The 26,779-nt window shown below is 56.6% G+C and carries 25 protein-coding genes; 13 read left to right on the plus strand and 12 right to left on the minus strand.

Annotated elements, in window-relative coordinates; all coding sequences use genetic code 11:
* Positions 1–500 precede the first annotated feature (500 nt).
* The 9 genes from AC0Z2B_RS01800 to AC0Z2B_RS01840 all read left to right on the plus strand — a co-directional run bounded on the left by AC0Z2B_RS01800 (position 501) and on the right by AC0Z2B_RS01840 (position 10,215).
* Entirely contained in the window at positions 501–1,481 is a 981-nt protein-coding gene (locus tag AC0Z2B_RS01800; RefSeq protein ID WP_476294882.1) for an integrase domain-containing protein, read from the plus strand.
* Positions 1,482–1,860: 379 nt separating this feature from the next.
* A complete protein-coding gene (locus tag AC0Z2B_RS01805; protein ID WP_476294883.1) occupies positions 1,861–2,232 on the plus strand; it encodes a type II toxin-antitoxin system HigB family toxin in 372 nt (123 codons plus the stop codon).
* Positions 2,222–3,442: an ImmA/IrrE family metallo-endopeptidase gene (locus AC0Z2B_RS01810; RefSeq protein WP_476294884.1), complete on the plus strand. Its 1,221-nt coding sequence runs from the start codon at positions 2,222–2,224 to the stop codon at positions 3,440–3,442. Before AC0Z2B_RS01805 ends, AC0Z2B_RS01810 begins: the two co-directional genes overlap by 11 nt.
* The gene (locus tag AC0Z2B_RS01815) at positions 3,439–4,581 is read left to right on the plus strand and encodes a beta family protein (RefSeq protein WP_476294885.1); all 1,143 of its coding nucleotides are present in this window, start codon (positions 3,439–3,441) and stop codon (positions 4,579–4,581) included. The genes AC0Z2B_RS01810 and AC0Z2B_RS01815 overlap by 4 nt, the downstream gene beginning before the upstream one ends.
* A 234-nt stretch (positions 4,582–4,815) precedes the next feature.
* Positions 4,816–5,799, plus strand: a complete 984-nt coding sequence (locus AC0Z2B_RS01820) for an adenosine deaminase family protein (protein WP_476294886.1) — start codon at positions 4,816–4,818, stop codon at positions 5,797–5,799.
* A complete protein-coding gene (locus AC0Z2B_RS01825) occupies positions 5,789–6,343 on the plus strand; it encodes a non-canonical purine NTP pyrophosphatase (protein ID WP_476294887.1) in 555 nt (184 codons plus the stop codon). The genes AC0Z2B_RS01820 and AC0Z2B_RS01825 overlap by 11 nt, the downstream gene beginning before the upstream one ends.
* Positions 6,343–7,131 (plus strand): SIR2 family protein, encoded by a 789-nt coding sequence (locus AC0Z2B_RS01830; RefSeq protein ID WP_476294888.1) that lies wholly within the window; start codon positions 6,343–6,345, stop codon positions 7,129–7,131. Before AC0Z2B_RS01825 ends, AC0Z2B_RS01830 begins: the two co-directional genes overlap by 1 nt.
* 1,757 nt (positions 7,132–8,888) lie before the next feature.
* Positions 8,889–9,794 (plus strand): endonuclease/exonuclease/phosphatase family protein, encoded by a 906-nt coding sequence (locus tag AC0Z2B_RS01835; RefSeq protein WP_476294889.1) that lies wholly within the window; start codon positions 8,889–8,891, stop codon positions 9,792–9,794.
* Entirely contained in the window at positions 9,787–10,215 is a 429-nt protein-coding gene (locus AC0Z2B_RS01840) for a hypothetical protein (protein ID WP_476294890.1), read from the plus strand. Before AC0Z2B_RS01835 ends, AC0Z2B_RS01840 begins: the two co-directional genes overlap by 8 nt.
* Positions 10,216–10,593: 378 nt before the next feature.
* On the opposite strand, the gene AC0Z2B_RS01845 is transcribed toward AC0Z2B_RS01840, so the two are convergent.
* Positions 10,594–10,821 (minus strand): YgiT-type zinc finger protein, encoded by a 228-nt coding sequence (locus AC0Z2B_RS01845; protein ID WP_476294891.1) that lies wholly within the window; start codon positions 10,819–10,821, stop codon positions 10,594–10,596.
* A gap of 154 nt (positions 10,822–10,975) precedes the next feature.
* Entirely contained in the window at positions 10,976–11,275 is a 300-nt protein-coding gene (locus AC0Z2B_RS01850) for a helix-turn-helix domain-containing protein (protein WP_476294892.1), read from the minus strand.
* Between the two features lie 197 nt (positions 11,276–11,472).
* On the opposite strand from AC0Z2B_RS01850, the gene AC0Z2B_RS01855 reads away from it, so the two are divergent.
* Complete coding sequence (locus AC0Z2B_RS01855) at positions 11,473–11,781, plus strand: hypothetical protein (protein ID WP_416421964.1); 309 nt, start codon at positions 11,473–11,475, stop codon at positions 11,779–11,781.
* Between the two features lie 259 nt (positions 11,782–12,040).
* On the opposite strand, the gene AC0Z2B_RS01860 is transcribed toward AC0Z2B_RS01855, so the two are convergent.
* The 5 genes from AC0Z2B_RS01860 to AC0Z2B_RS01880 all read right to left on the minus strand — a co-directional run bounded on the left by AC0Z2B_RS01860 (position 12,041) and on the right by AC0Z2B_RS01880 (position 16,081).
* Positions 12,041–12,436: a hypothetical protein gene (locus AC0Z2B_RS01860; RefSeq protein WP_476294893.1), complete on the minus strand. Its 396-nt coding sequence runs from the start codon at positions 12,434–12,436 to the stop codon at positions 12,041–12,043.
* Entirely contained in the window at positions 12,433–13,011 is a 579-nt protein-coding gene (locus AC0Z2B_RS01865; RefSeq protein WP_416421962.1) for a hypothetical protein, read from the minus strand. The genes AC0Z2B_RS01860 and AC0Z2B_RS01865 overlap by 4 nt, the downstream gene beginning before the upstream one ends.
* 115 nt (positions 13,012–13,126) lie before the next feature.
* Positions 13,127–13,624, minus strand: a complete 498-nt coding sequence (locus AC0Z2B_RS01870) for a DUF4411 family protein (protein ID WP_476294894.1) — start codon at positions 13,622–13,624, stop codon at positions 13,127–13,129.
* Positions 13,621–14,757, minus strand: a complete 1,137-nt coding sequence (locus AC0Z2B_RS01875) for an ImmA/IrrE family metallo-endopeptidase (protein WP_476294895.1) — start codon at positions 14,755–14,757, stop codon at positions 13,621–13,623. The genes AC0Z2B_RS01870 and AC0Z2B_RS01875 overlap by 4 nt, the downstream gene beginning before the upstream one ends.
* Before the next feature lie 112 nt (positions 14,758–14,869).
* Positions 14,870–16,081: a diguanylate cyclase gene (locus tag AC0Z2B_RS01880; protein WP_473005107.1), complete on the minus strand. Its 1,212-nt coding sequence runs from the start codon at positions 16,079–16,081 to the stop codon at positions 14,870–14,872.
* A gap of 137 nt (positions 16,082–16,218) precedes the next feature.
* On the opposite strand from AC0Z2B_RS01880, the gene AC0Z2B_RS01885 reads away from it, so the two are divergent.
* The 3 genes from AC0Z2B_RS01885 to AC0Z2B_RS01895 all read left to right on the plus strand — a co-directional run bounded on the left by AC0Z2B_RS01885 (position 16,219) and on the right by AC0Z2B_RS01895 (position 19,604).
* On the plus strand, positions 16,219–16,638 hold the full coding sequence (locus AC0Z2B_RS01885; protein WP_416421959.1) for a PH domain-containing protein: 420 nt from the start codon (positions 16,219–16,221) through the stop codon (positions 16,636–16,638).
* 189 nt (positions 16,639–16,827) lie between these two features.
* Positions 16,828–19,005: a TonB-dependent receptor gene (locus AC0Z2B_RS01890; protein ID WP_476294896.1), complete on the plus strand. Its 2,178-nt coding sequence runs from the start codon at positions 16,828–16,830 to the stop codon at positions 19,003–19,005.
* 152 nt (positions 19,006–19,157) lie between these two features.
* The gene (locus AC0Z2B_RS01895) at positions 19,158–19,604 is read left to right on the plus strand and encodes a DUF3828 domain-containing protein (protein ID WP_416421957.1); all 447 of its coding nucleotides are present in this window, start codon (positions 19,158–19,160) and stop codon (positions 19,602–19,604) included.
* Positions 19,605–19,889: 285 nt separating this feature from the next.
* Here AC0Z2B_RS01895 and AC0Z2B_RS01900 read toward each other — a convergent pair whose 3' ends face one another.
* From AC0Z2B_RS01900 to AC0Z2B_RS01920, 5 genes are all read right to left on the minus strand, one after another.
* A complete protein-coding gene (locus AC0Z2B_RS01900; protein ID WP_476294897.1) occupies positions 19,890–20,384 on the minus strand; it encodes a hypothetical protein in 495 nt (164 codons plus the stop codon).
* Positions 20,385–20,616: 232 nt separating this feature from the next.
* A complete protein-coding gene (locus AC0Z2B_RS01905; RefSeq protein WP_476294898.1) occupies positions 20,617–21,894 on the minus strand; it encodes an OprD family porin in 1,278 nt (425 codons plus the stop codon).
* Positions 21,895–22,157: 263 nt separating this feature from the next.
* Positions 22,158–22,358: a hypothetical protein gene (locus AC0Z2B_RS01910; protein WP_476294899.1), complete on the minus strand. Its 201-nt coding sequence runs from the start codon at positions 22,356–22,358 to the stop codon at positions 22,158–22,160.
* Between the two features lie 182 nt (positions 22,359–22,540).
* Positions 22,541–23,647, minus strand: coding sequence for an agmatine deiminase (aguA, locus tag AC0Z2B_RS01915; protein WP_416421951.1), 1,107 nt, complete (start codon positions 23,645–23,647; stop codon positions 22,541–22,543).
* A 131-nt stretch (positions 23,648–23,778) separates the two neighbouring features.
* Positions 23,779–26,676 carry an aminotransferase gene (locus tag AC0Z2B_RS01920; RefSeq protein ID WP_476294900.1) on the minus strand — a complete coding sequence of 966 codons (2,898 nt, stop codon included), beginning with the start codon at positions 26,674–26,676 and terminating at the stop codon, positions 23,779–23,781.
* Positions 26,677–26,779 lie beyond the last annotated feature (103 nt).

A 26,779-nucleotide genomic window follows, 5' to 3' on the forward strand; every position in this document is an offset into this window, starting at 1 on the left:
AGCAACCTCCCCGCTTGGCCATTTCGTGTGCGCCAACCCTTTGCCCGTCTCTTTCGCCAGGAAAGAGACGGGCGCTCAGACCACTGCTGCAGCCCATATAGGACGTGGCTTTGCCGCAATCCTCCTCGTGACAATCGGCGTGACAAACACCGAAATCACCAGCAACAGCGATGTAGATGATGGTGCCGCAGACCAAGGGTTGGACTGCACCTGGCTGACAGCCAGGCATGCCCCGGTCATCGCATTGCTGCCTTCACCCGACTCAAGATCTCGCGGCGCTGGTTTCGTCAGCCAACGCAGCCTCCACCCGCCCACCGGTAACGGTGCTCAGGAGGCCAGATCATGAGATGCCCATGCTCCCGGTCGTAAGGAGCCGTCAGTCCCGCGTAAGTGGACACCCCCACAGGTCGCAGGGGCCTTGATCCCTGATAACACTGAGCATTCTTGGCGGGATGACGTGGGGCGAGGAACCGGGACTGTATATATAGAGGGCAGCAGGCATGGGGCTAGTCGGGAAACGTGATGGCAGGAATTTTGGGTACGGCAGGCAACTGAGCTATGCCGGGCCGATGGCGCTGAAGGACATGTTCGGCGGTGGCCACTTCGGCACAGTGAAGGCGCACGCGGATCGGTGGCAGACGTTTGTGAAATGGTGTCGGTCTGAGGATGGGCCTGGGGTCAATGATGCACGGCGGATTGATCGGCAAGTGTTGGCTGATTACGCGGCGCACGTTCGTGGTCAGGTTGAGCGGGGTGAGCTCGCGGTAAGTACGGGGCAGAATCGTATTTCAAGTGTGAACCGGACCATGGCTGCGCTTCGCGGTGATCAGTATGTGCGGGTGCCGAGTCCGAGTAGGGCGTTGGGGATGCAGCGCAGCGGTATTCGGCAGTCGGTGCCGCAGGGGCAAAATCGGGCGCAGGTTCAGCAGGTGGTTGATGCGCTGTCTAGTAGTGGACAGTTTCGGGCGGCCGCGATTGTTCAGTTGGCGCGAGCTACCGGCATGAGGTTGCGTGAGGCGATTTTGGCTGATTTACCCCGACTGTGGCGTGAGGCCGAGAGCCTCGGGAGGATCAACATTCAGGATGGCACCAAAGGCGGCAGATCCGGTGCTTCAGCACCCCGCTGGATTACCGCGGACGGCCGCATCCGCGAAGCTTTGGAGTTTGCCCTTCAAGTCTCACCCAAAGGTAGCCGCAACCTACTTGCACCAGATGAAAGCTATCTCGATTTCCAACAGGGAACCGTCCTCCACGCCCGACACATCCTCCATCAGCACAACCTTAAAGGCTTCCACGAATTACGGGCAGCCTATGCGTGCGAACGCTACGAGCAAATCACCCATCACCCCGCGCCCATCATCGGTGGTCATTGCTATCAGCTTGGCCGACATATTGACCGGAAGGCTCGAGGCCAAATCAGCTATGAGCTGGGGCACGGCCGCATGGACGTGATATCTGCTTACATCGGAGGCCGAGCATGAGCAAGCTATTCGATATGGAACTGTTCCTGGCAGGCGTCCTAACCGGGTCGCATGCCACTCGCCAACGTCACCTCCGGCAGGCGAAGGCAATCCAATCAGCAATCGCCGATCATTGGCAGCGAGACAATCCGTGGACCTGGCAGCGAAAGCATCTCGTCTGGTTCTTCGATGTTCATCTAGCCCGGTACTCCCCCCATACGCGGGCCTACTATCTGAGCACTGCGCATTTGGTTTGTAAAAGGGCCGGGAAAGCCTGGACCCTATGCACATTCAAATCGGCTCCTCCAGGCTGACTGCCAGCCGAGTCAAGGAGACCTTGCGGGCTCCCGAAAAGCGCTCAGGCGGACGAACCTCCATGCGAAACCCTTCATGGAGAAACGTGGGCGCCTTCATACGGTTAAATTTCCCAAATTGGGATATTGACAGCCTAATGGAATACCAGCATCATCTTCCCAAATTGGGAAGAAAAAATATGCGACTCATAGGACGTGAAAAGCTAGCCAGCTTGAAAGGCATCGGCAGCGAAATTGAGAAATGGGTGCGAACCTGGGCCTCTGAAGTCATGAACGCTCACTGGAAGCATCCCACTGAAGTGAGCATTCAGTTCCCGAATGCCAAAAGCACTGGCAATGGTACGTTTATATTCCCCGCATGCAATGGCGTTTTAACTATACAACTGTTAATCGTCTTTCCGCAGGGTGTAGCCCTTATTACAGATCTAAAAGTTAGCGAAGACGCCCATGGACACTAAGGTTATCCGTACAGACGAACAGTACCGAGCATACCTTGAAGAAGTTCAGGTACTGATGGCCAAAAATCCATCTCTCTACACTGCCGATAGCGACAGACTTGAAGTACTCACAGTTCTACTGGAAGCCTACGAAAATAGTAAATACCCTGTTGAGCCGCCAGATCCAATTGATGCAATTCAATTTCGCATGCAAGAAAAGGGCTTAAAGCAGGCAGACCTTGTTCCCTATTTCGGTACCAGCAGTCGAGTCTCAGAGGTTCTGAACAGAAAAAGACCTTTAACTGTCCAGATGATTCGAGCCTTGTCGCTAGGGTTGGGAATATCTGCAGAAACTCTCATAGGTTTGTCAAGCCCAGATAACGAACAAACGAAGCAAGATATAGATTGGTCAAAATTTCCAATTAAGGAAATGACACGCAGAGGGTGGCTGCAAAACTTTTCGTTTAAAGCCAAAACTTCCGCTGAAGATATTGTTAAGCACTTCATCTCAGATGCGGGCTTACAGTTCGGAGCCGCTGCATTTCGAAGAACGCTTTCAGGAGAAGCAAAATCTCCAACGACCCAATACTCCCTTTATGCTTGGCTAGCAAGGGTAATTCAGTCCGCACGCATGAGAAAATCAAAACTCGGCCAATTTGATATTGAAAATATATCCAGTAACTTCTTAAGAGAACTTGCACAACTTAGCTGGTCTGAACGCGGCCCACTACTTGCAGTAGAGTATTTGGAAAGGCATGGAGTAGCAGTAGTAATTGAGCCCCACCTTAAAGGTACTCAATTGGACGGTGCCGCTCTGAAAGATAACGATGGCACACCAATCGTCGCGTTAACGCTTAGATACGATAGGCTAGACAATTTCTGGTTCACGCTGCTTCATGAAGTCGCCCATATTTGGAAGCATGTCGGAAATGAAGACGCCTTTTTAGACGACCTTAATACTGAATCGGAGGATCGGCGTGAAGCGGAAGCCAACCGGCTAGCGCGAGAGGCATTTATTCCCAGAGGAATCTGGAGAAGAAGTGAGGCTTTTATCTCTCCGAATAGAGAAAATATAGACGCACTAGCTAGAGAACTAAGAATCCACCCAGCTATAATTGCCGGAAGATTGAGAAAAGAGTCAGGGAATTATAGTAGCTTTCCAGACTTAACAGGGCAGCACCAAGTAAAATCGTTATTTTTATCCACAGCTGATTACGAGGCTTTCAAATGACCCCTCGATATATACCTATTCTCAAAGCAATGGACAGCGAAATCAAAGCAATTGCTCAAATGAGCAGGGTCACTGCGGATCGAACTCTCCCTTTATTTGAAATCCCTCGTATCGGCAAAAATATTACTGAAGCTAAACGTTTTGAGGGCTGCGCTAATCTCACCACAGCGTACCTAAATGAAATGACAGACAGAATTGCCTCTGTATGGAAAGGCAGAACTTCGATGGTCGATGCTTTCCATTGGCAACCAGAAGCGACTGTAGAATCCGGCGAGCATATCGTCCAATACATTTATGGCAGACTCACTGCGCTCGGAGTTAATATCCGTCCGATCATTGGGTATGACCGTTGGGAAAACCAAGCTTACCGATTGGCACTACAAAATTTAGACCCAGCACTTTTAAGTCATTCCTGTATTCGCCTTGATCTTCAAGCACTAGAAGACACTGAAGAACCCGATTTTTTTGAAGAGAACATTGAGTCTATTCTAGACGGCTTATCACTTGAGCCAAATAACTGTTCCTGCTTAATTGATTTTGGCGACGTGAGTGGGTGGTCAGTTGAGGATATGCTGGACAAGGTAGATTCTGCTCTTGCCATTCTTGAAAAATACGCATTCAGTTATATTGCTGTATCCGGGTGCTCACTACCTAAATCCATTGATCTAGCTGTAAAGAAACCCGATACGTCAGATATCATCCCACGCAAAGAAATGCTAGTGTGGCAAGCGATCCGTCAAGGCAGCCCAAAATTGCGTGTCATCTATAGTGACTATGGAGTACGAGGGCCATCGAGTAACGAAGGTATTCGAAATCCTCACGCCAATGGAAAAATCAGATATACGATTGATAAACATTTCTTCATAGTACGTGGCCACTCTATGAAGCTTCCAGGAAAAGGTCAACAAATGTGGGGGCTTGCCCAGACTGTTGTTGAGTCGAGGTATTATATGGGGGAGGCGTTTAGTTGGGGCGATAAACGTATTTTAGAATGCAGCAAAAAAGAATGTATGGGCGGCCACCCGCAATGGATCACAAATGATACTAGCCACCATCTGGCTTATGTAATGGCCGAAGTTAACAACTTTGAACTTTCCGTTATGGGTTCAAGCATGGAAGAGCGCGCACTTAGCTCTTGAAAACCCCCAACGCGGTACAATGGTGAGTTACTGTATACAATGGGGTATGGACACCCCAGCAACCTTACAAACTCAAGCGCATGGATGTATAAAAATCACCACACTAATTTTTTACTCCTGCAAGCAAGCCTTATGGCCAGTAAAATTTTATATATATTTACTACTCATGTTACCCCGCGACGCACAAACATAGCTCTGTCTCAAGACCAATCCTGATAGATGATGAGCACCACAATGGAACACCTTACTAAAAACATGGAGAAGGGTGAGCTGCACGTTCACTTAAATGGTCTCGTCAGTACCCGCTTAGTCATTGATTTACTGCAGCAGCAAGGAGCAGAAATCCCTGACAACTTTGACTTAGAGAAGGATCTGACCAGGCTTACACCCTCTCCTGACCTTCAGACATATCTAAAGCCTTGGCAGGTTTTAAGGCTTATCCCCCAGGGTCGAACAGCACTTAACTTAATGGTTTTTAGCGCATTCGAAAACCTAGCGAGTCAGAATGTAAAGTTTGTTGAGTTACGGAGTAGCGTAATTTATCTAGCACTTCTTAACAACATAACCGTACCCGAGGCGCTTTTGTGGTTAACCGAAGAAATAGACAGCGCCTCTTCAAAATACGGAATTAGAGGCGGACTGATACTGACCGTTTCACGCGGGGACTACGCAGCAGAACACCTTCGCACTCTCTTAACTGCATATGTATCCATTGGTAAGCCCAGCATAATCGTGGGGCTAGACCTAGCGGGCAACGAAGACACTGTCTCTCCAACTGAACTTCCTCAATTATATCGAAAAGCAAAAGCTGACTTCGGATTGAAAGTCACCATACACGCGGGGGAAACTGGCAATCCTCATAACATCATAGAAGCTATAAATGAATTTGATGCAGATAGGATTGGACACGGCACGGCGGCATTCAAATCAAAAAAAGTTATGGAGCTATTGAATAAACTGGACATATGTGTAGAGGTATGCCCGATTAGCAACCGCCTAACAGGCGCTGTAAAGCCAAGCGAGTCTCATCCTGTAAGCGAGTTTATTAAATTCGGCGTGCCATTCGTTATTTGCTCAGACAATCCGGCGATTCATGGAGCTGGCATAAGCGACGACTATAATGAATTCTACAAAGAAACAAATAACGATACCATTCTAGAAAACATGTTCTACCTACAAAAAAAATACAGCTTCATGGAAGGCTTGAATGAAAATTAGATTTGTTTCAAAAAATAACTTCAAAGTCCAAGAAGTTCAAACAATACTTCAGGACACAGGAGTAGAGGTCGTCGCGGCCCGATACTCGATTGATGAAATCCAAACCGAGAATGTTGAGAGCTTAGTCAGAGATAAATTACTTAAGGCTTTCAAAATTATCGGCCGACCAGTATTTGTAGAGCATACCGGACTATACATTGACAGCCTCAATGGTTTTCCTGGTGGGCTAACACAAATTTTTTGGGATAAGCTTCAAGCTGACAAATTTTCAACTTTATTAGGTTCAGGAGAAAACACTAACCTAGTCGCAAAAACGATGATAGGCTATTGCGACTCTATGAAAATTCACTTCTTTGAAGGTGCAATAAAAGGCACCATATCTGCAGCCCCTCGAGGAAATAGAGACTTTCAGTGGGATTGTGTCTTTATCCCAGAAGGCTTTACTGAAACTTTCGCGGAAATGGGTGATAGAAAAAATGACATCTCGATGAGACGCCTTGCATTCGATAAGTTTAAACATTTCCTCACAGCCGGGAGCATATGATGGAACAGTTACTATCATCATTTAAACAAGGCAATGTTATACTTTTCGTTGGTGCTGGCGTATCCACTAACCTGGGGCTCCCTTCTTGGGGCGAATTGATCGACAAGATTGCTCAAGATCTAGGGTATGATCCTGAGATTTACAAAACGTTTGGCGACAATTACGCTCTTGCTGAATATTACAGAATAAAAAAAGGGAATATTGGTCCCCTCCGAAGCTGGATGGATCGAAGCTGGCATGCACCTACCATTGATATCAGTTCGTCAAAAATCCATGAATTGATCGTAAAAGCTAATTTTCCAATAATTTACACTACAAATTATGATCGTTGGCTCGAACACACATTTGATCATTTCGAAAAGCCATATACCAAAATAGCATCAGTATCGGATGTAACCAAGATAAGACATGGGAGCACTCAAATAGTCAAGTTCCACGGGGACTTCGATGATGACACCTCGATAGTACTTGATGAAACGAGCTACTTTGAAAGACTAGAATTCGAAACACCTTTAGACATCAAGCTACGCTCCGATGTGCTTGGAAAATCGGTATTATTTATTGGCTATCGACTAGCCGATATAAACTTAAGATTTCTATTTTATAAACTGTCAAAAATCTGGAAAGCCAACTGCAACAGTGAAGCGCAGCCTCGCTCCTACATATTCTCTCCTAGGCCGAATCCTGTACAAGAAGCCATTCTTAACCAATGGGGAATAAGCATGCTTTCATCTCAGGTCGACTCCCAAGGTGACGCGCTAACTGAGTTTTTAGAGAATTTTGTATAATTTAAGTTCTAATATACCAGCATTGATAAAAAATCATGATTTCGGCCTGACTTAAAAAGCTTTTAAAAGGCCGAAATCGTAAATTCGGCTTCTGAAGCTCATGGAGAACATCAATGCATTCACTATCGGAGTAAATTCTTTCCGGAACAATCTCGAGACAAAAGGATACATTTAGGGATAGTGTTAAATAATCATAGATCTTATCTAACTGTATTTGATGGAAAAATTTGATTTTTTCGACTCATGGTGCCGCACCATACGCAGTATCGAAGAAGGCTCACCGCAAGGTGGGCCTTTTTTGTTTGCACGCAAAAAGGCATCGCTGGCGCTGCCCCAAAGGCCACCACCCGTAGCCGCTGCCGCCAGGCTGCGCTGGCCCTCGGCAACGCAACATCACCCAGATCAACTCTGCCCGCCTATGCTCCTACCTGGTACACCCCCGAAACCCAAAAACGAAAAAACCCGCCAACATGGCGGGTTTTTTCGTTGGTTCGCATGTCCTCGGGGGGAGGCTTTCGCCCGCGTGTCCCGTGGCTCGGTTGCTTATCCAAACTGCTATCAATCGAATACCGGCTTTGCAGCGGCCAACTACCCTCGGCCGCTAGCGAGCGCTTCAACATTGCATACTGCAAAAGCGAAAAAACCCGCTTAGCCAGCGGGTTCTCACGATAAATTTTTAGCTAGTAAATTCAGGCCGTAATCCCGATTTACGTTCATCACTGGACACGTCAGCAGAAGGCAAATGCTACGGCTCGACCGCCTGCACTGTCAACACAAACACTTAACACAATGTTTCTTCATCTCAAAATTATATATTAACGAACCATTCCATTAACTCCGAACTCAAACAAACGAAATAACCAGATATAATTGATACGGAAATCCGTCCCGCCGCCATTCCAAAAAAACATTACCATCTGCCCGCTCTCACTGCTGACACCCAATGAGACGATCGGAGCCCGCTCAGATTTCAAGCCCCACTTCCACGGGCTCGTAATCCGTGCCGGACTCGCGCAGTGGGTCACCCGCCCGGCCGCCTCGCTGGATACGTCAGCAGACTGTCCGAAGGCATGCGTGTTCCGGTAAGCATGCTGGAGGCTTGGCCACCGCTAAGGAGGCCAAGGTATGTGGAAGTTAATCCGAAACGTACTGAGCTTCTTGTGGTTAGCAAACCGTGCTTTTCAAGCATGGAACTACCTGCGAGACAGCATTGACGAACTGCTGTAAATAAGCGTTGGGTTCGCCTCGGCTGTTGGCTGGGGTGGACCCTTTGAATATTGTTATTGTGCAGCACCCACAACAACATCCCGTCAGAACTAACGTCGTATGAATTGAAGTATGCGAATGGCTTAATCGCGAGACACAGCGCAATTCCCAGTGCAGGTCGAAGCGCGGGCAACATCACTAATCATCTCCAAGCTTTACGCCACGCACAGGCGCCGTTTTATAGTGACTGCAAGAGACATTCCAGCCAATCAGTCAGCATTACAAAATTTCCAACTGTGGAGGTAGTTTTCGGGCACTATATGGCGGCAGGCACCCGCAGTAGTTGAACAAGAGCTCACACGCGCGCCACCCTAGAAGAACACAAGGCGCGCCACCCTTCACGCGTGCGCCCTACAGGTAATCTAGTGAAGCTATTTAGGCTTCCTTTGAGCAACCGTACGCAGTATCATTCCATTGCCCTATGATCAATTCCAGTTGATCTTGGCGACATTGAGTGCTGCAGGAATTGGGTAGGTATGGGTTGATAACAAATGACTTCAGATGCACGACAGAAAATTACATTTGCATGGTGGAACACAAGTTTAGCTCCTTCAGCGGTCAGCCGCTCGACTCAGGAGCAACAAGATGTCGCATGCTCCGTCATAATGTATTTGATTGCTGTTTGTGAAGCGGATGTAATCGCCTTAGGAGAAATGTCTGACGATGACTTTTCTTATATCTCAGAAAAATGCAAAGTAGACGGATACAAATTCGTCAACGAAATATCTAACGCTGGCAGATCAAGTTTTGACATCTGCTATATATATAACAGCAGAAAACTATACATCCACTCAACAAAAGATATTATATCCGACCGTGGAAACTCCATACTAAAAGTTGCAAAAAAACTTGAAGCCTTCGCTACTGGGTCGGATTCACTATTCCACATATACATATCTCACTGGCCCAGCAGACTTTGGTGTAGCCAGCATGATGCAAAGCGTCACTTACTAGGAGTTAGGCTGCGCGATAATATAGACGGCATTATTTCCACCACTGCTGGGCATCCTTTTTTAATTCTCCTGGGCGACTACAATGACGAACCGTTCGACGAATCTATGAGCCAACAGCTTATGGCATCTCGCGACATCGACTTAGTTTATCGCCGTCAACATTTGCTTTACAATCCATTTTGGAAATATTTATCAAAACTTCAAAGTGAGAGCCCCGCAGCTGGAAGCTATTACTATAAATCCGGCGAAGTAACTAGATGGCATACATTTGACCAGATTATATTTTCCCACGCCTTCATAGCTGGGAAGGAATGGCGTTTAGCTGACGATTGCGATCACATCTTAGAGCTTTCCAACTACACTAAGCTGGTAAAGGACTCATCCTCTAAGTTTGACCACCTACCAGTTTATGGAACAATTGAAAGGGTAGCTGAAAATGATTGACTTTATTAGTTCTCTTCAGAAAGGTCTAAACGCTGCTCAACAGGCAGAGAAAAATAGATCTGAAATATATTCAGTTTTCAAGACTCTCAACGATCAACTCTCTGAGGCGTTCGATGGCAAACTTGAAATTTACACCTATACCAAGACTAATCCATTTGCCTCTCTCGTTGGCTTTTCAGGTGGTCAACCCAAGCCAGATTATCAGTTTATTGGCGCCAAAAATCCTCTAGCCGAAGATAATTCAGCTAGTGAGATTGCAGGCTGGAAGTTAGATTTAAATGGTTATCCCTGCCAGATAATTAATCAAGATTCTGAGATATATTGTGAAAACAAAGAAGCACTTGAAAGTGCATTGCAGCACTTACTTAGCCGACCAGATGTCGGTGAAAAGCTTTATGCGCTAATGAAGCGAAAAACTTAAGAAAGATCCTTAGAAAGAATACTGATCATATATCGCCCGCTTTGACGCGGGCGTCATCAGCAGAAAATGCAAGAATCAAAAAACATACCTTACGCGCAACATCACCTTCAGTAATTTTAACCAAAAAAACTTCTTATTCGATTTCATAGAAAGCCATAACTAGCTGATTTGTTTATAGATACCCTATGAGGTAAGTCTAAAAATTCATCAAATTTCAGTCCTGCAAAAATCGTGACCTTATAGCCAACAACAGTCCGTCTGGCACCCCATCAACTCCTATCCTTGAACTCAGGTTCGTGGGTAACTACCTATTCTTCTCAACAGAACCGAAAGGCGACAGATTGCGTGAAAACAATCTTCTTGCGGGCACTCTTCATCTCAGCGGCTACAGTCTCTACCGTCCTCAATCAATTGGTCACTCGCCGCTGCATAACGGACCGCGCTCTCCCCATCAAACTCAGCCTCACCACACTCTCTGCACTCCCAGCCAGAAAGTCCAACCACCTCACGAAAGAGGCTCTGGTAATCGACAGTCATGGCTCGATCGTCGAAATGAACCATCGCATCGCTCGCGTCGCAACAAAAGCAATGCTTTGTCTTCCCCACTGCTTTTTTCCTTGAAGAAGATTACGGGACGACCGCACTCATCTCGGCACGTCGCGAATTTATCCTTATAGGCTCGATTGAACAGCGGATTAACGTACCAAGATGCTTCAAGCGCAGCAGTCAGCCGGCCAATAGCACCCAGGTCTGCAACGCCTCAACCTGTTCCAGCCACAACCCCCATCACCCTAGCCCGCTCCTCCCCCGACATCCGATAAAACGCCACCAACAACCGCGCCTCATCATCATCCTCGCTGTAAAAATACGAAGCCGGCAGCCTCAGCACCGCAGCAATCTGCCTCACCATCTCCGGGTTCGGCACATGCTTGTCCTTCTCATACTGATTCATCCGTGCGCTGGCCGACGCCGGTTCAATCCCTGCCTCGATCCCCAACTGCTCCTGGGAGATCCCTGCCGCTCTCCGTGCTTCCTTCAACCGCTTGCTGAACGTGCTCATTTTTTAGCCGCGTAAAGGCTAAGAGATTCTTAGATTCACGTTGACCACATACTAAGACTTCCTTAGTATTCGGCAGAATCTGTGCTTTCTTGAGGGAAAGGACGCCTGGGCGCAGTCATGATGGAAGGCTGCGTCATTGCCTTTTTAAGCGCGAAGCGTGGCGGTTTGATGCCGGGCTTCCGCAAGGATTAGCTGCTGTGAATATCGATAAATACCTACGCAAGCTGCAAAACGAGCTTCAGCAGTTCATCGGTTCTGGCGAGCCGGTGGAGGATGAGTTGCTTCAGGATTGGCAGACGATGCTGGGCATCGTGATCCTTGAAGTGGAGGCGTTAAGAGGGGCATTTCAGGGCGCGGCCGACGTGCATGATGGGATGGCGCTGATGGCCAAACTGCTGGATTCGGCGCATACGGATCAGCTGCCGGCGGACGAGGTTCGGTGCCTGATTGAACCGTTGCGGGAGCGGTTGGGTGCGGTGATTGAGGACGCTCGGCAGGCGCTTTAGGTCAGCGATTTGGCTGTGGATAACTTGGTCGCGGTGGGTGGGCTAGGCGCCTGTGGAAAATCTCTAGGCGCGTGTTGTGGATATTTTTACCAACAACACAAAGCGCCCTAAAGACCGAGCCAAAACCAAGTTGTCCACATGTATAACTCACTGATGTTAATAGTTTTTCCTGCACAACCGCAGCGTTCTTTTCGCGGGCAGAGCCCGCTCCCACACCGAAAGTGGCGGCCAAACCGGCTGTGGATAAATACCCTGAACATCACGCCTTAAGCCGCCGCCTCAGCCCCACCAACACCCCCGTCATCCACCACAAATGCCCCGCCACCGCTCCCCCCACCACCACGACCAAACAGAACGCCACCCGCGCCGAGTCGTACATCGCGTACGCCCCCAGCCCCCTCTCCCGCGCCACTCCAAACGCGTGCCAAACGATCTCCAACACATCCGGCAGAAACACCAGTACCACCAGCAATCCCATCGCCGCCAACGGCAGGCACCGGCCGAACAGGGCTGCCTCGACCACGGCCAAGGGCTCATGCCGATCGTGAATCGGCACACTCAACCGAGTGGCGTGGTTGATCTCCTGGTACCAGGCGCCGTAGAGAATCGCGACCACGGCCATCAGCAGGCTGGCCGCCGAGATGGCGTCGCTCATGGCACGTACGCCGCCGGGGTGGCGCCCAGCTCTGCGCACAAGCGGTCGTAGGAGGATTTGGTGATTTCGTAGGTGGACACGCTGCCGCGCTTTTTGCTGACGGAGGCCAGGGTGCCGTCGAGGGTGGCGAGTTTTTTGTTGAGCTCTTCGATCACGTTGACGCTGCTCATGGTCACCAGGTACGGGCCGGTGGCGGTTTGGGCGGTGGCGGCTTCGAGTACCACTACCAGGGTGGCGTCGATGGCGTCGCGCAGCAGGTATTGGTATTTGGAGATGATGGAGCGCAGCAGGCCGCGGCTTTCGCTGGGGGTGGTCTGGAAGATTTTGCTGACGGTCTGTTCGTCTGGGATGCGCCGGCCGAAGACGTTTTCCACCAGCAGGAAGAGGCGGTATTCGTGGATGTCGGTGCCGCGCTTGAAGGCTCGCTGGCCGCGCATCATGCCCAGGTATTCCTGCAGGGCCGAGGTGGCGTAGCCGGCCATGGCGGTGGGCAGGGTGGCGGTGGGGGTGCCGATGATCTGGGCTATTTCGGTGAGTTCGGCGGGGGTCAGGGGTAGGTCGAATTCGATGCGCATGGGGTGGTTTCCTGTAGGTTCATGAGCGGGAAGCCGTGGGCTTTGTCGCGATGATCCGTAAGGGGATGCGCGGAAGAAGTAGGAAATTTCCGAAGCGGGTTGAACGGTAGATCAGTCAGGCGGGCAGCACGAATCGGGCTTCCAATTTGCCCAGCAGGTCGAAGGTGTTCATGTAGGGCACGCCGAACCATTCACACACGTTGGGGATGATGAATTTGCGCTTGATTGCGGCGTTGTAGACTTCGTGCGTCACCACTACCGCACCGGTGGTCATGGCCCTGGCGATCAGCCATGGATCGGCGCCGCGCAGAAATTCGTCCATAGCACCGGCGCTCATCGCAGGCGCGTGCTCCGCTACTGCGGTGACCACTTGAATGAGAGCTTCTTGAGTAGCGTCGTCGCTCACGTCCTGAAATAGTTCAGCGTTTTCGTGAGTCCACTGGGTCAATTCGTCATTGCCTTTGATCAGCTCATCCCGCACGGGGATGATGCTGGCGAGTTGCTCGGCCTCGTTCTGCAACAGCAACCAGCTCCAATACCCAGGGCAGACAGCCATTGAGTAGTAGCGGTTCTTGGCTTCAATGAGCGTGTTCGAATCCAGTAGGTGTTTCATTCCGTGAGCTTGCCTGCATAGGTTTTCAGTTTCGCGGGCTGCACGCCCAGCAGTGCTCCTGCCTCGCGCAACAGCATTCGGCCACTCATGGTCTGCGCCAGCACGGCTTTGCTGAACCGTGCGCTGTTCTTGGCGGTGGCGGTGCGGTAGTAGTCGCCGCCCCCGCCTTCCTTGTCGCGGTAGGCTTGCAGCACCTGAAGGTAATACGCGCTGTAGGCCTCGCGAGTGACAAGGCCAAGGTCGCGCGCGCGACGGCCTATGACCAGCGTGCTGACGTGGAAATGGCTGGCCAAGGGGGTAAGGTTCTGTTGCCAGTCGATGTCCGCCTGCCACAATTTGCGCAGTTGCTGCTCGGGCACCAGGAACTCCCCAGCCACGGCATTGCAAAACACTTCTTCCTGCCGCCCTTCGGGGCCGCCGCCATCGGAGATGCCGCTGCTGCCGATCCACAGGTGCGCCAGTTCATGCATGAGCGTGAACAAGCGTGCGGTGGGGGCGTCGGCGCTGTTGATGAACACGACGGGGGCGTAGACGTTGCTGATGGCGAAGCCACGAAACTCGCCGACATCCAGCTTGCGGTGGGTGTTGCCCAGGGCGACGCCACTGCGCATGACCAGGATGCCGATGGCTTCACACGCCTGGATGAGGTGCCGCGCGTACTCTTCGTAGGTGAAACGCCCGGCGTGTGGGTCCGTTGCCAGGGTGGCGCGCATGTCGGCGACCACGTCCGCAACGGCAGCCGAGCGATCGAAGCGCCCCACGAAGGGAAGTGGCTCACGCCCGTGCTCGTCCAAGTACTCCAGGTACCACTGCTGTTTGGCCATGACCTCTTTGACGGTATCCATCAGGTTGAGGCTGGGGCGTTGCGGCGCGACGTTGCCGACGGTGCGCAGGTCTGGCAGCGCCAGCTTTTCAACCGGCGGTTCCTTTAGGAACAGGAAGCCAAACGGTACGTGAACGACGTTGGCCCAATGCTGCGCCTGCTTGAACGTGGGCAGACTCTGGCCGGTTTCCCAGGTGCGCACGCGCTCGGGCTTGGCCTGGAGTTTTTTTGCCAGCTGCGCTTCGGACAGGCCGGCGCGCTCGCGGGACCAGGCAAGTAATGTGGGGTTGATGAAGGCAGCTTGGCTCATGGGGCACGCGGTTCGAAAGTATGCCCCCAGTGTAGCGAGTGGGGTTGGGGAAAGGCCCCCTACACGGGCGCCAATGCCGATGAACGGTCGTGGGTAATTGAGGGGAAATGTTTCATTCGGCGACTACGCGGTTGCGGCCGCTGGCCTTGGCGCGGTACAGCGCCCGGTCGCTGCGGCCCATGGCTGCCTCTGCCCCACCATCCCCTTCGCGCAGGTCGCTGACGCCGATGCTTACTGTCAGCCCAATCACCTGCCCGCCATGCATCAACGGCGTCACCGCCAGCATTTCCTGCAAGCGCACGGCGAAGGCGCAGGCTTCGCGGCTGTGGGTGCCGCGTAGCAACACGGCGAACTCTTCGCCGCCGATACGCCCGGCGACGTCGGTCTTGCGCAGTTGGGCGCTGAGGATGCTGGCGAAGTGTTTTAGCGCCAGGTCGCCGGTGGCGTGGCCCCAGCGGTCGTTGATGTGTTTGAAGTGGTCGAGGTCGAGCATCAGCACGCAGGCGTTGTTTTGCTGGGCGTTGAGTTGTTGCATGAAGTGGCGGCGGTTGGGCAGTTGGGTAAGGAAGTCGATGCTGGCGTGGGCCTGCAGGTCGGCTTCCAGGCGCTTGCGCTCGGTGATGTCGGTGGTGGTGCCGATCATGCGCAGGGGGTTGCCGGCGGCGTCGCGGGCGACGACTTTGCCGCGGCTGTTGATCCATTTGTAGGTGCCGTCCTTGCAGCGGATGCGGTGTTCCACTTCGTAGGCGCTGGTGCGTTGCTGGAAGTGCGCCTGGATGGTGGCTTGCACGAAGGGCAGGTCGTCGGGGTGGACGCGGTTGTAGCTGTCGCTCAGGTGCGGGGTGAGTTCGTGGGGCTCGTAGCCCAGCAGGGCTTTCCAGCCGGCGGAGTAGTGGATCTGGTTGTTGGCGACGTCGCGGTCCCACACGCCGGTGCCGCTGTTGTCGATGGCCAGGGCCAGGCGGGCCAGTTGCTGGCGGGTGGCGGCTTCCTGTTGTTCGGCCAGCAGGGCGGCGGCGGCCAGTTGCACCAGGTCGTGCATCAGTTGCAGTTCGCCGGGGTGCAGCTGCTGGCGGCCCAGCAGAATGAACGCGCCCAGGGGCTGGCCGGCGGCATCGAGGATGGGCGTGGTGCTGCGCGGCACTTCGGCGTCGCCGCGCGGCGCCGTGCCGCTGCTGGCGCGCAGCACGGGCTGGCCGTCGCGAGTGTGCATGAGCATGGCGCAGGCGACGGCGAACTGTCGTTGCGCCAAGCGCGTCAGGCCCTGGAAGCGCTCGTCTGCGGTCACGTCGGTCTGTGGGGGCTGTTCGCTATCAGCGTCCACGCTTGTCACCATGAAGAAGGCCTGGGGCCATCATCGCACAGGTTGGCCGGGGGGCAACCGTCTGTCCGACGGGTGTGCTTGCCGTTGCGCCGGCTGGGGGTGGTAGAGTCCTGCGCATCAACTGCAAGGAGTTACCCGTGGCGAGCAAAACCTATATCGAGAGTTCCCTGTCGACCGGCGAGCAGGTCGAGGCCATTTTCAAGCTGCACTGGCTGAGCTGGGTGAATGTGTGGTTCTGGGTGCTGCTGGCGGTGCTGACCGTGGGCATTTTGTCGCCGGTGGCCATCTACAAGTGGCTGAGCCTGCGCTGCCAGGAGAACGGCGTGACCAACAAGCGGGTTATCCACAAGCGCGGGATCATCAGCCGCACCACGGACGAGATGAAGCTGTCGTCGATCGAGACCGTGGACCTGGACCAGACGGTGATGGGCCGGCTGCTGGGCTTCGGCACGGTGCGCATTACCGGGCGCGGGATCAGCGACCTGGTGCTGAAGGGCATCGACGACCCGTTGCAGGTAAAACGCCAGATCGAAGGCGTCAGCAACCCAGTGCGTTAAACCCTCCCCCGTAGCAGCTGCCGAAGGCTGCGTCCAAGGCCAGCCCCCATGCGCGGCGTATGGGACGCGGCCTGCGGCCGCTGCTACGGGGATGTGTAAATATAACGCGAATACGAATATGTTTTATTTACAACTTGTTACAATCCCTCTATCTTTCCGCACCCTCGTTCGCCCCTCTGCGGAAAACCCATGCTCACGTTCACCCCATCACGCCTGCATACCGCCCTGTTCTGTAGCACGTTCGTTACCTTGATGCCGCTGGCCCACGCGGCCGACATCACCTTGCCGTCCACGGCCGTGGACGCCGTTGCCGACGCCAAGACGCAGACCAAAGAGCTGCCGTCCTACAAGCTGACGGCGCCGTTGATCGACACCCCGCGTTCGATCACGGTCATTCCGCAGGAAGTGATCAAGAAGAGTGGCGCCACCACCTTCACCGATGCCCTGCGCACGGTGCCGGGCATTACCTTCCTGGGCGGTGACGCGGCGGCCAACCCGTCGGCGGACCGGCCGGTGATACGGGGCTTCGAGTCGCGCAATTCGATCTTCGTGGACGGCATGCGCGACACCGGCGTGCAGAACCGCGAGACCTTCGACGTGGAGCGCATCAGCGTGATCAAGGGCCCGGACTCGGTGTACGCCGGGCGCGGCGCGGTGGGCGGCAGCATCGATATCGAGACCAAGACGCCGAAGCTGGTGGACTCGCTGGATGCCAGCGTTGGCGTGGGTACCGATTCCTACAAGCGCACCACCCTGGACGTGAACCGGGTGATCGACGACAGCACTGCCTTCCGCCTCAACGTGATGGGCCACGACGCCGACCAGCCGGGGCGCACCGATGTGTTCAGCAAGCGCTGGGGCATCGCGCCCTCCATCGCGTTCGGGCTGGGCCAGCCGACCACGGTCACGCTCAGCTATTACCACTTGTCCACCGACGACATGCCGGACTTCAGCGTGCCGTTCCACGCTGCCGGTGGTACCCCTGCATCGGAGATCAGCCGCTCGCAGTTCTACGGCCTGAAGGACCGCGACTACCGCCGTGGCCAGACCGACACCGGCGAGATCCGCGTGGAGCACGAGCTGGACGACAACTGGAAGGTGAAGAACACCACCACCTACGGCCGTTCGACCCTGGATTACATCGCCACCAACCCGCAGTTCGTCAGCGCCACGTCCAACCAGTTGCAGCTGCAGGCCAAGAGCGGCAAGTACGCCACCAACACCCTGGCCAACCAGACCGAGCTGACCGGCCAGACCTCGCTGTTCGGCCTGGACAACACCGTGACCACCGGCATCGAGCTGAGCCACGAGAAGAGCCAGTACGAGGGCTACCTGGTGGCCGACAGCACCGGCAAGAACATCCGTACCGGCGGCAGCTGCGCGGTGGCCGGCAACTGCACCTATATCGGCCAGTGGGACCCGGACATGGACTGGACCGGCACCTCGACGCTGAACGGCGACAGCTTCCCCGGCAAGCCCACCTATACCACTACCAACACGGCATCGGCCTACGCCTTCGACAGCCTGAAGCTGTCGGAACAATGGCTGCTGAACACCGGCGTGCGCCTGGATTACTACAACATCCAGGCCGAGCAGTCGGGCGCCGCCGACCTGCAGAACATCGCCAACCTGTTCAGCTACCAGGTGGGCCTGGTGTACAAGCCGGTCACCAACCTGAGCCTGTATACCTCCTACGGCACCTCGGCCAACCCGCCGGGCGCCAATGGTGGCCTGGGCGGTGGCAGCGACCAGCTGACCGCCACCAACAATGACCTGTCGCCGGAGCGCAGCCGCAACATCGAGGTGGGCGCCAAGTGGGACGTGCTGGACAGCCGCCTGTCGCTGACCTCGGCGATTTTCCAGACCGACAAGACCAATGCCCGCGTCAGCGATGGCCTGGGCGGCATCGTCAACGCCGGTTCCCAGCGCGTGCGCGGCGTGGAGCTGGGCGCAGCGGGCGACCTGACCAGCAACTGGCGCGTGTTCGGCGGCTATTCCTACCTGGACGCGGTGACCACCGACGCCGGCCCGTCCAACCCTACTGGCAACGGCCTGCCGATGGTGATGGTGCCCAAGCACAACGTCACCCTGTGGACCTACTACGACATCAACCCGGACTGGACCGTGGGCGCCGGCATGAAAGCCTCCAGCCTGACCTACGCCTCGGTCAGCGCGACGACGAAAAAATGGACCCCGGGCTATTCGGAATTCGACGCGATGACGTCCTACAAGATTTCCAAGTCCATGGACGTGCAGTTGAACCTGAAGAACCTGTTCGACCGCAAGTACTTCGCCTCCTCGTACCCCATCTACGCCACCTGGGCAGAGGGGCGTTCGGCGCAAGTGACGCTGAACTTCCACTACTGACCGCCGCTTGAAAAAAACGCCACTCACCCGAGTGGCGTTTTCATTTGTGCGTGGTGCAACTGGCCCTGCCCTGCCCGGTCTCTGTACTATGCGTGCTGTTTTGTACGCCTTTGCTGCGTCAACCCCTCACTCATTCTGTTGGGTAACTGATCATGAAGCGTCTGCTTTCCCTGTTGTGTGTACTGGCTGGTTTCCACCTTTCCATCGCCATGGCCGATGCCCCTGCGTCGGCCCAGCAAACCACCCAGAGTTTCTACGCCTGGTACCTGAAGCGGCTCAGCGACGACAAGGTGCCGCTGGATGACAACCCGCAGCAGATGCAGCAGTACGTGGCCGACAGCCTGATCAAGTCGATCGACAAGCAGGCCAAGAGCGAGGACGGGCTGGACGAGGATTACTTCATCAAGTCCCAGGACTACGATGATTCCTGGCTGACCCATATCCAGGTCACCGAGACGGCCGCCAAGGGCGCGACCGCCCAGGAAAACGTGGTGCTGGGCACCACCCAGGACAACAGCCAGGTGCTGAAGGTGACGCTGGCCAAGGACAAGGACAGCTGGAAGATCACTGCGGTGGAGATTGTTCCTACCGAGCAGTGATGTGGTTGGCTGCAAGTGCATGGGACGCGGCCTGCGGCCGCTGCTACGGGGCGGCGGGCCGTAGCAGCTGCCGCCAGGCGGCGTCTTGCGCAGGCGGTGTGCCAGGCGGACCGCGGCGTCGGGGACGCGGCCTTTGGCCGCTGCTACGGTGCGGCGGGCCGTAGCAGCTGCCGCCAGGCGGCGTCTCGCGCAGGTGGTGTTTCAGGCGGGTCGCGGCGAGTGGGACGCGGCCTGCGGCCGCTGCTACGGGGGCGGCGTCTTGCGCGGGCGGTGTGTTAGGAGGGGTCAGTCTTCCTGGATCTGGTAGTGCTTGAACGACTTCACCACCGCGTCGAACGCCTGGCCATCGGCCTGCTGGTGCTGGGCATCGGTGCGCAGGCGCAGGGTGTAGTTGATGCCGTCATCCGGGCCGGTGCTGCGGTATTCGACGATCACCCGGCGCACCGCCTGGCTATCGCTCCACTGGGCCTGCTCGGCGGGTTGCGCATCCAGCACCACGGGTGAGCGCTGCACACCGCCCGGCTCCACTTCCGACAATTCACTGTCCATCACCGCCCGGGTGCTGCCCAGCATGGCTGCGTCGTAACCGGCGTTGACGGTGATCTCGCGGTCGCCGCCCAAAGGTATCAGCACGCCGTCATCGGTGCCGCTGCCCTGATAGGCCGTGGGCACTCCGGGCAGCACGCCGAAGCCGAAGGCAATATTCTGATACTCGACCTTACCGTCGAGCTTGACCATACCGTCTACCATTTCCTGCTGGGCCGAGCTTAGGGCAATCATTTCCCCTGCACTTGCCGGCACTGCCGCGCCTGCCATCAGGCTGACGAACAAGGCCAGCGTCGTGGCCCCCAATCGAAGATGCAACTGGAGCATGGCGCGAAACGTCCTGTGCGAATGAGGATCCGATAGTACCCCAGGCGCACAAGCCGTGTACCGGCCAACCCAGCCCATGCGCCCACAAACAACAAGCCCCGCTATAAGCGGGGCTTGTTGGTCATGCGTTGCCAGCCAATCAGAAGATGTTGATTGGGTAGTCGACGAACACGCGAACTTCGTTACCGCTGACGTTGTAGGCGCTGACGTTGTCAGACACGCGCAGGATCGAGCTGCGCACGCGCAGGGTCAGGTCCTTCGCCGGGCCTTGCTGCACCACGTACTGCAGCTGGTTGAAGATTTCGCGCTCGGTACCACCGGTGGCGTCGCCTGCGGTGATGTTGTCGCCGCGCACGTAGGCGAACTTGTAGGTCAGGCCCGGCACGCCGTAGGCGCCGAAGTCCAGGCCGTAGGCCAGCTGCCACGAACGCTCGTCTTCACCGTTGAAGTCCGACCAGTAGGAGTTGGTCAGGTAGATGGACGTACCACCGTCGCCGACGCCGCCTTTACGCTGGTAGCCGCCATAGCTGTAGCCAGTGCTGCCGGTGCTGCTCTGGTGCGCGACCATGAACGAGTGCGGGCCCACGGCGTAGGTGGCCGCCAGGCTCCAGATGGTGTTGGCGTCGCCGTCCAGCTCGGCCTTCGTGACCTGTTGCTTGTCGATCTCGGACTTGTAGCCGTTGAAGTCCAGGGTCAGGGACTGGTCCTTCTGGATCGGCAATACGTAGGTCATGCCCAGGTACTGCTTCTTCATCACGTTTTCGATGGTGGTGCCGTACAGCGACGCCTTGAAGTTGTCGGTGAAGGCGTAGCTGCCGCCATAGACGTTCAGGCTTTTCAGCTCGCCGCTGTCACGACCTTCGGCGCTTTTCTGCGCTTCTTCGGTGAAGTGACCCACGTTCAGCTCCAGGCCCTTGATCTCCTTGGAGGTGATCATGGTACCGGTGAAGCTTTCCGGCAGCAGGCGGCTGTTGTCGTAGCTCAGCACTGGCAGCGACGGCATCTGGTCGCCGTATTTCAGCACAGTGTTGGAGACGCGGAACTTGACCGCGGCGCCGGCACGGGCCAGGTCGCTGGCAGGCGAACCGTCGCTGCCCTGGCGGAAGAAGTCGATACCGCCAGCGCCGCTGCGGCTGTCGGACTGTTCCAGGTTCTTGGCGTACAGGCCGAAGGCATCGACGCCCACGCCCACGGTGCCTTGAGTGAAGCCGGAAGTGAAGGTACCGATGAAGGCCTGGCCCCACTCGGACTTGTCGTCGTTGTGGTTCTTGTAGTCACGGTTGATATAGGCGTTGCGCACCAGCACCGACAGGTGGCTGTCTTCGACAAAGCCTTTTGCATCGTCTTGATCGCTGGCCATGGCCTGGGTGCTGCCGATCAGCCCAAGGGCGATCAGACCGATACTTTTGTTCAACATCTTGTTTTCCTTATTGCTGGTTAAGACGCCCCGCCCAGTAAGTTCTCCCCGACGCTAGACGCAAAGGCCCGCGTGCACGAATGCAACGCGGGCCTTATCGAATACTGGACAGGTGGCTGTTAGCCACAGGCGTTGGGCGGAATCCTAGCGGGGGGCCAGCGCAAGTGTCAATTTACAAGAAGTTCGGGGGTTATAACCAAATTTGCAACAGGAGGGGGAGGCTCCATGCCTCATGGCACTGCGTCGTCGTGACGACTTTGCAACTAGTGGTGGAAGGAGCCCAGCAGCGCTTCAAGTTCCGCCTGGCTGAGCAGGCCTGCCGGGTAGCGCTCGCTGAGCACCTGGAGGGGGTCTGCCTTTTGAATCTTGATACTGCCGTTGCATTTCAACCACTGCGCCACACGCTGCAGGGACTCTGCAGTGATAGACGATGGATGCGAAGCCGGCTCACTGATTGCGTTCATATCGACACCTTTTTCCCGGATCCGTGAGCGGCAAACTTACCCACGCTTTATGACAGTACGGTTGACACGTACCGGCATTTAAGCCGTTGTATCCGATACAAAACCTGTGCCACGCAAGCCGGACATTTCCGCACAGATACAAAAAACCCGTCACATGACGGGTTCTTCATTTGACTCTTCGATCAGCCTTTAAACGGCGCCGGCTGTTGCTGGGTCAGGCAGTGGATATTGCCACCGCCCAGCAGCAGTTCGCGACCCGGCACCATGATCACCTCATGATCGGGGAAGATGCGCTGCAAGATGGCCTTGGCTTCGTCATCTTTGGGGTCGTCGAAGCTCGGCGCGATGATGCCGCCGTTGACGATCAGGAAGTTGACGTAGGAGCCTGCCAGGCGCACGGAAGGGTTGCGTTCCTGGGTACCAGCCACCGGATCGACGCCCGCGCATTCGTCTTCGGTTGCGTACAAAGGGCCGGGGATCGGCATCTTGTGCACCACAAAGGTGCGCCCCTTGGCATCCTTGGTGTGCTCCAGCACGCTCATGGCTGCGCGGCAGCGGCTGTAGTTGGGGTCATTGGAATCATCGGTCCAGGCCAGTAACACTTCGCCCGGGCGCACGTAACAGCAGAAGTTGTCGACGTGGCCGTCGGTTTCGTCGTTGTACAGGCCGTCGGGCAGCCAGACGATGGTGTCCACCGCCAGGTGGTCGCGCAGCACGCCCTCGATTTCCTCACGGGTAAGGTGCGGGTTGCGGTTGCGGTTGAGCAGGCATTCCTCGGTGGTCACCAGGGTGCCTTCGCCGTCCACATGGATGGAGCCGCCTTCGAGCACGAAGCCTTCGGTGTGGTAGCGGTTGCAACGCTCGATCTCCAGCACCTTGCTGGCCAGCTGCTCGTCACGGTTCCACGGCGAGTACAGGCCGCCGTCGAAGCCGCCCCAGGCGTTGAAGCCCCAGTCCACGCCGCGCACTTCGCCCTGGTCGTTGATGACGAAGGTTGGGCCGGTGTCGCGCACCCAGGCGTCGTCGTTGCTGATTTCCACCACGCGGATATTCGGTGCGTCCAGGCGTGCGCGAGCGTTGTCGTACTGGCCGGCAGAGACGGCAACGGTTACCGGTTCGAAACGGGCGATGGCCTTGGCCAGGGCCACGTGGGCAGCCTGCACCGGCTTTCCGCCCAGGCGCCAGTTGTCCGGGCGCTCGGGCCAGACCATCCACACCTGGGTTTGCGGAGCCCATTCGGCAGGCATGTGGAAGCCGTCGGCGCGTGGGGTAGTGGTTAGCGTGGTCATGGCGGGTCAGACTCCTGGGCCCCCTCGGGGGCGTTCAGCAAATCGATAAATATCTGAATAAAGATAAAGTAAATTCAGGATTGTTGGAAGCTTGTGATTTTAAACCGACACATAATCGATATTAATCCGGATCAAAGGTCCTCAGACAATACTTTGTCCACGCAATCCACGAAGAAATCCACGCTCTGGCGGGTAGTGACCATCGGTGGCTTGATCTTGAGGATGTTCAGGTAGTCACCGGTAGGCTGCATGAAAATCCCCAGTTCGCGCAGGCGTTCGCACAGCTGCGCGGTTTCCTCGGTGGCCGGCTCCAGGGTCTCGCGGTTGCGCACCAGTTCCACCCCCAGATAAAAGCCCGAGCCATGCACGGCGCCCACCAGCGGGTGGCGTTCGATCAAGCCTTCCAGGCGCGCCTTGAAGTGGCCGCCCACCACGCGGGCGTTGTCCCACAGGCCTTCCTCGGCCATCACATCCAGCACCGCCATGCCGACCTGGCAGCTGACCGGGCTGCCGCCTGCGGAGGAGAAGAAGTAACCCTCGGCCTCCAGCGCCTCGGCGATTTCCCGGCGGGTGATTACCGCGCCCAAGGGGTGGCCGTTGCCCATGCCCTTGGCCATGGTGATGATGTCGGGCACCACACCCTGCTCTTCGAAGCCCCAGAAATGCTCGCCCAGGCGCCCGTAGCCCACCTGCACTTCGTCGGCGATGCACACGCCGCCCAAGGCGCGCACCTTGGCGTAGACCTGTTGCAGGTAGCCCGGCGGCAGCGCGATGCCACCGGCGTTGCCGTACACCGGCTCGCAGATGAAGCCCGCCACCTGGCGGTGCTCGGCGGTCAGCCTGGCGAGGGTTTCATCGACATTGGCCACGTAGCTTGCCGCACTGCCTGCGCCGCGGAACGCACCACGATAGGTATTGGGCGCGGTAACCGGGTGCACCCAATCGGGGCGCGTGCTCAAGGCCTGGGGGTTGTCGGCGATGGAGGTGGAAATGGCATCCGTGGCCACCGACCAGCCATGGTAGGCCTCCAGCACGCTGAGCATGTCGCGCCCACCGCTGGCCGCCCAGGCCAGGCGGATGGCCAGGTCGTTGGCCTCGGTGCCGCTGTTCACCAGGAACACCCGGTCGAAGCCCTCGGGCGCCAGCGCCAGCAGGCGTTCGGAGAACTCGGCGATGGCGGCGTAGTGGAAGCGCGAGTTGGTGTTGAGCAGCGACCACTGCCGCGCCGCCACCTGGGCCATGCGCGGGTGGCCGTGGCCCAGCACCGCGACGTTGTTGAGCATGTCCAGGTAGGAGCGGCCCTGCAGGTCGATCAGGTGGTTGCGCCAGCCGCGCTCGATCTGCGGCGGCGCCTGGTAATAGTGCTTCTGTGAACGGGCGAAGCTGGCGTCACGGCGGGCCAGCAAGGCCTGGGGGTCAACCTGGGGTGGCGCATCGCAATCGAAGCCCAGCAACGGCCGCGGCGAGGGGCACAGCGCCTGCCAGGCCAGCGCGCGCGAGGGCGGGGCGAACAATGGCGGGCTGAGTTCCTCGGCGCTGCACAGCTGTACCACCAGCATGCCGCTGGCCTGGCCCAGCGCCTGGCCACGGGCCAGGGGTGTGTCGGCAGCCAACTCGCTGTCCACGCCCCACAGGTGCAGGCTGACGCCTGCGCCCACCAGCCACAGCCCGGCGTCGGCCGCGCGGCGCAGCAGACCGGCGAACGGCGCCTGCACCGCGGTGCCGGCCGGCACGTGCAGTTCCACGTGCAGCGCGCAGGTGTCGGGCTCCTGGGCGCTGTCGATGCAGGTGCGCGACAGCCGGAACTGGCCGTACAGGGCACTCGCCTGTGGATACGCCATCAGCAGCCGCTCGTCGGCGCCGGGCTGCTGCCAATTACCCTCGGTGAAATGCTCGCTGAGCACGCCCAGGTCTACGCGCTGGAATGCCGCGGGCTGCAGGCTGGGCAACAGCGGGGCGCAGCCACTGAGGTCGGGCAACGTGGGCGCCAGCCCGACCGCCTGCAGGATGGCCGCCTCCATCAGGTCGAAGGGCACCGAGGTGGCGACGTCGAAAATCTGCCACTCATGGGCGATATTCTCGGCGATGTAGGCGTTGCCGGGGGCAACGCTCAACTGCTGTTCGCTGCTGAGCACCAGCACGGCCGCGCGGGCGACGACCATCGGCCACAGCGCCAGCCACTCGGCGCGGGTCAGCGGGTTGTGGGCGTGGTAGGCCTTGATGGCCGGCAAAATCGCGAAGGGGTCGCCGTCCACGTGGTGCAGCAGCGCCGAGCAGGTCACGCTCAGGTCCGCGACGCGCCAGGTGCGCACCAGGTCGCCGAAGTCGATCAGCCCGCTCAGGCGCCAGTGGCGCTGGGCGTCGCGGCGCCACACGCTGTTGTCGTCGGTAATGTCCAGGTGCACCGCCTGGCTGGGCAGCTCATCCTGCACCGCCAACAGCCGTTGCTCGGCCTGGGCCGCCGCTTCGGCCACCTGGCTGCGACGGTCCAGGTCGGCCAGCGACGGCAGCAGCTCGGCGATCAAGGCATGGGCGTGGCGCGGGTCCCATTGCAGGGTGCGGGCCAGCCCGGGGTGGTCGAAATCGGCCAGGGCCTGGTCGACGTGCGCGCACAACTGGCCGATTTCCGCCCGTAAACCGGGGGTGAAATACCGCAGCCGGGTCAATGGCTGCCCGTCAACGTATTCAAGCACCCGCACCTGCAATGCTTGCCCATCGACCGCAAGGCTCAACAGGTCGCGGCCATCATTGGCAAGGCGTACCGCGGGCACCGGCAGCCCACGCGCCCGCAGGTGGGCCAGGGCGGCATGCTGGGCCTGCAACTCGCTGGTTGCGTAGCCACCGTGACAGATCTTCAGTACAAAGCGTCCATCATCGGTATCAACCAGGAAATTAAGATCCTGCTGGCTGCCCAATGGCGTCAACGCACCGTGCAGGCCGTAGTAAGCCCGCAGCAGCTCCAGCGCCTGTGCGACGCCGACGGTGGGGCTGGGCTGGCTGGACCGGTGAATCAACGTGGCAAGCGACATCAGGGCGACCTCTTGTAGTTTTAAGCGCTTATATCGCCATTGCGCCCCTTGTTACGCAAGCACCGCGAGAAATTTGATGACTCATGGCTGCTTGTGACTATTT

The sequence above is a fragment of the Pseudomonas sp. GYB4201 genome (assembly GCF_056312595.1).

Coding starts and splice junctions, on each gene's coding strand:
- AC0Z2B_RS01840 (WP_476294890.1), top strand. CDS start 9,787: ATGATTGACTTTATTAGTTCTCTTCAGAAAGGTCTAAACGCTGCTCAA.
- AC0Z2B_RS01890 (WP_476294896.1), top strand. CDS start 16,828: ATGCTCACGTTCACCCCATCACGCCTGCATACCGCCCTGTTCTGTAGC.
- AC0Z2B_RS01810 (WP_476294884.1), top strand. CDS start 2,222: ATGGACACTAAGGTTATCCGTACAGACGAACAGTACCGAGCATACCTT.
- AC0Z2B_RS01875 (WP_476294895.1), bottom strand. CDS start 14,757: ATGAGCCAAGCTGCCTTCATCAACCCCACATTACTTGCCTGGTCCCGC.
- AC0Z2B_RS01815 (WP_476294885.1), top strand. CDS start 3,439: ATGACCCCTCGATATATACCTATTCTCAAAGCAATGGACAGCGAAATC.
- AC0Z2B_RS01800 (WP_476294882.1), top strand. CDS start 501: ATGGGGCTAGTCGGGAAACGTGATGGCAGGAATTTTGGGTACGGCAGG.
- AC0Z2B_RS01900 (WP_476294897.1), bottom strand. CDS start 20,384: ATGATTGCCCTAAGCTCGGCCCAGCAGGAAATGGTAGACGGTATGGTC.
- AC0Z2B_RS01820 (WP_476294886.1), top strand. CDS start 4,816: ATGGAACACCTTACTAAAAACATGGAGAAGGGTGAGCTGCACGTTCAC.
- AC0Z2B_RS01860 (WP_476294893.1), bottom strand. CDS start 12,436: ATGAGCGACGCCATCTCGGCGGCCAGCCTGCTGATGGCCGTGGTCGCG.
- AC0Z2B_RS01865 (WP_416421962.1), bottom strand. CDS start 13,011: ATGCGCATCGAATTCGACCTACCCCTGACCCCCGCCGAACTCACCGAA.
- AC0Z2B_RS01895 (WP_416421957.1), top strand. CDS start 19,158: ATGAAGCGTCTGCTTTCCCTGTTGTGTGTACTGGCTGGTTTCCACCTT.
- AC0Z2B_RS01910 (WP_476294899.1), bottom strand. CDS start 22,358: ATGAACGCAATCAGTGAGCCGGCTTCGCATCCATCGTCTATCACTGCA.
- AC0Z2B_RS01850 (WP_476294892.1), bottom strand. CDS start 11,275: ATGAGCACGTTCAGCAAGCGGTTGAAGGAAGCACGGAGAGCGGCAGGG.
- AC0Z2B_RS01920 (WP_476294900.1), bottom strand. CDS start 26,676: ATGTCGCTTGCCACGTTGATTCACCGGTCCAGCCAGCCCAGCCCCACC.
- AC0Z2B_RS01835 (WP_476294889.1), top strand. CDS start 8,889: ATGACTTCAGATGCACGACAGAAAATTACATTTGCATGGTGGAACACA.
- AC0Z2B_RS01870 (WP_476294894.1), bottom strand. CDS start 13,624: ATGAAACACCTACTGGATTCGAACACGCTCATTGAAGCCAAGAACCGC.
- AC0Z2B_RS01905 (WP_476294898.1), bottom strand. CDS start 21,894: ATGTTGAACAAAAGTATCGGTCTGATCGCCCTTGGGCTGATCGGCAGC.
- aguA (WP_416421951.1), bottom strand. CDS start 23,647: ATGACCACGCTAACCACTACCCCACGCGCCGACGGCTTCCACATGCCT.
- AC0Z2B_RS01825 (WP_476294887.1), top strand. CDS start 5,789: ATGAAAATTAGATTTGTTTCAAAAAATAACTTCAAAGTCCAAGAAGTT.
- AC0Z2B_RS01830 (WP_476294888.1), top strand. CDS start 6,343: ATGGAACAGTTACTATCATCATTTAAACAAGGCAATGTTATACTTTTC.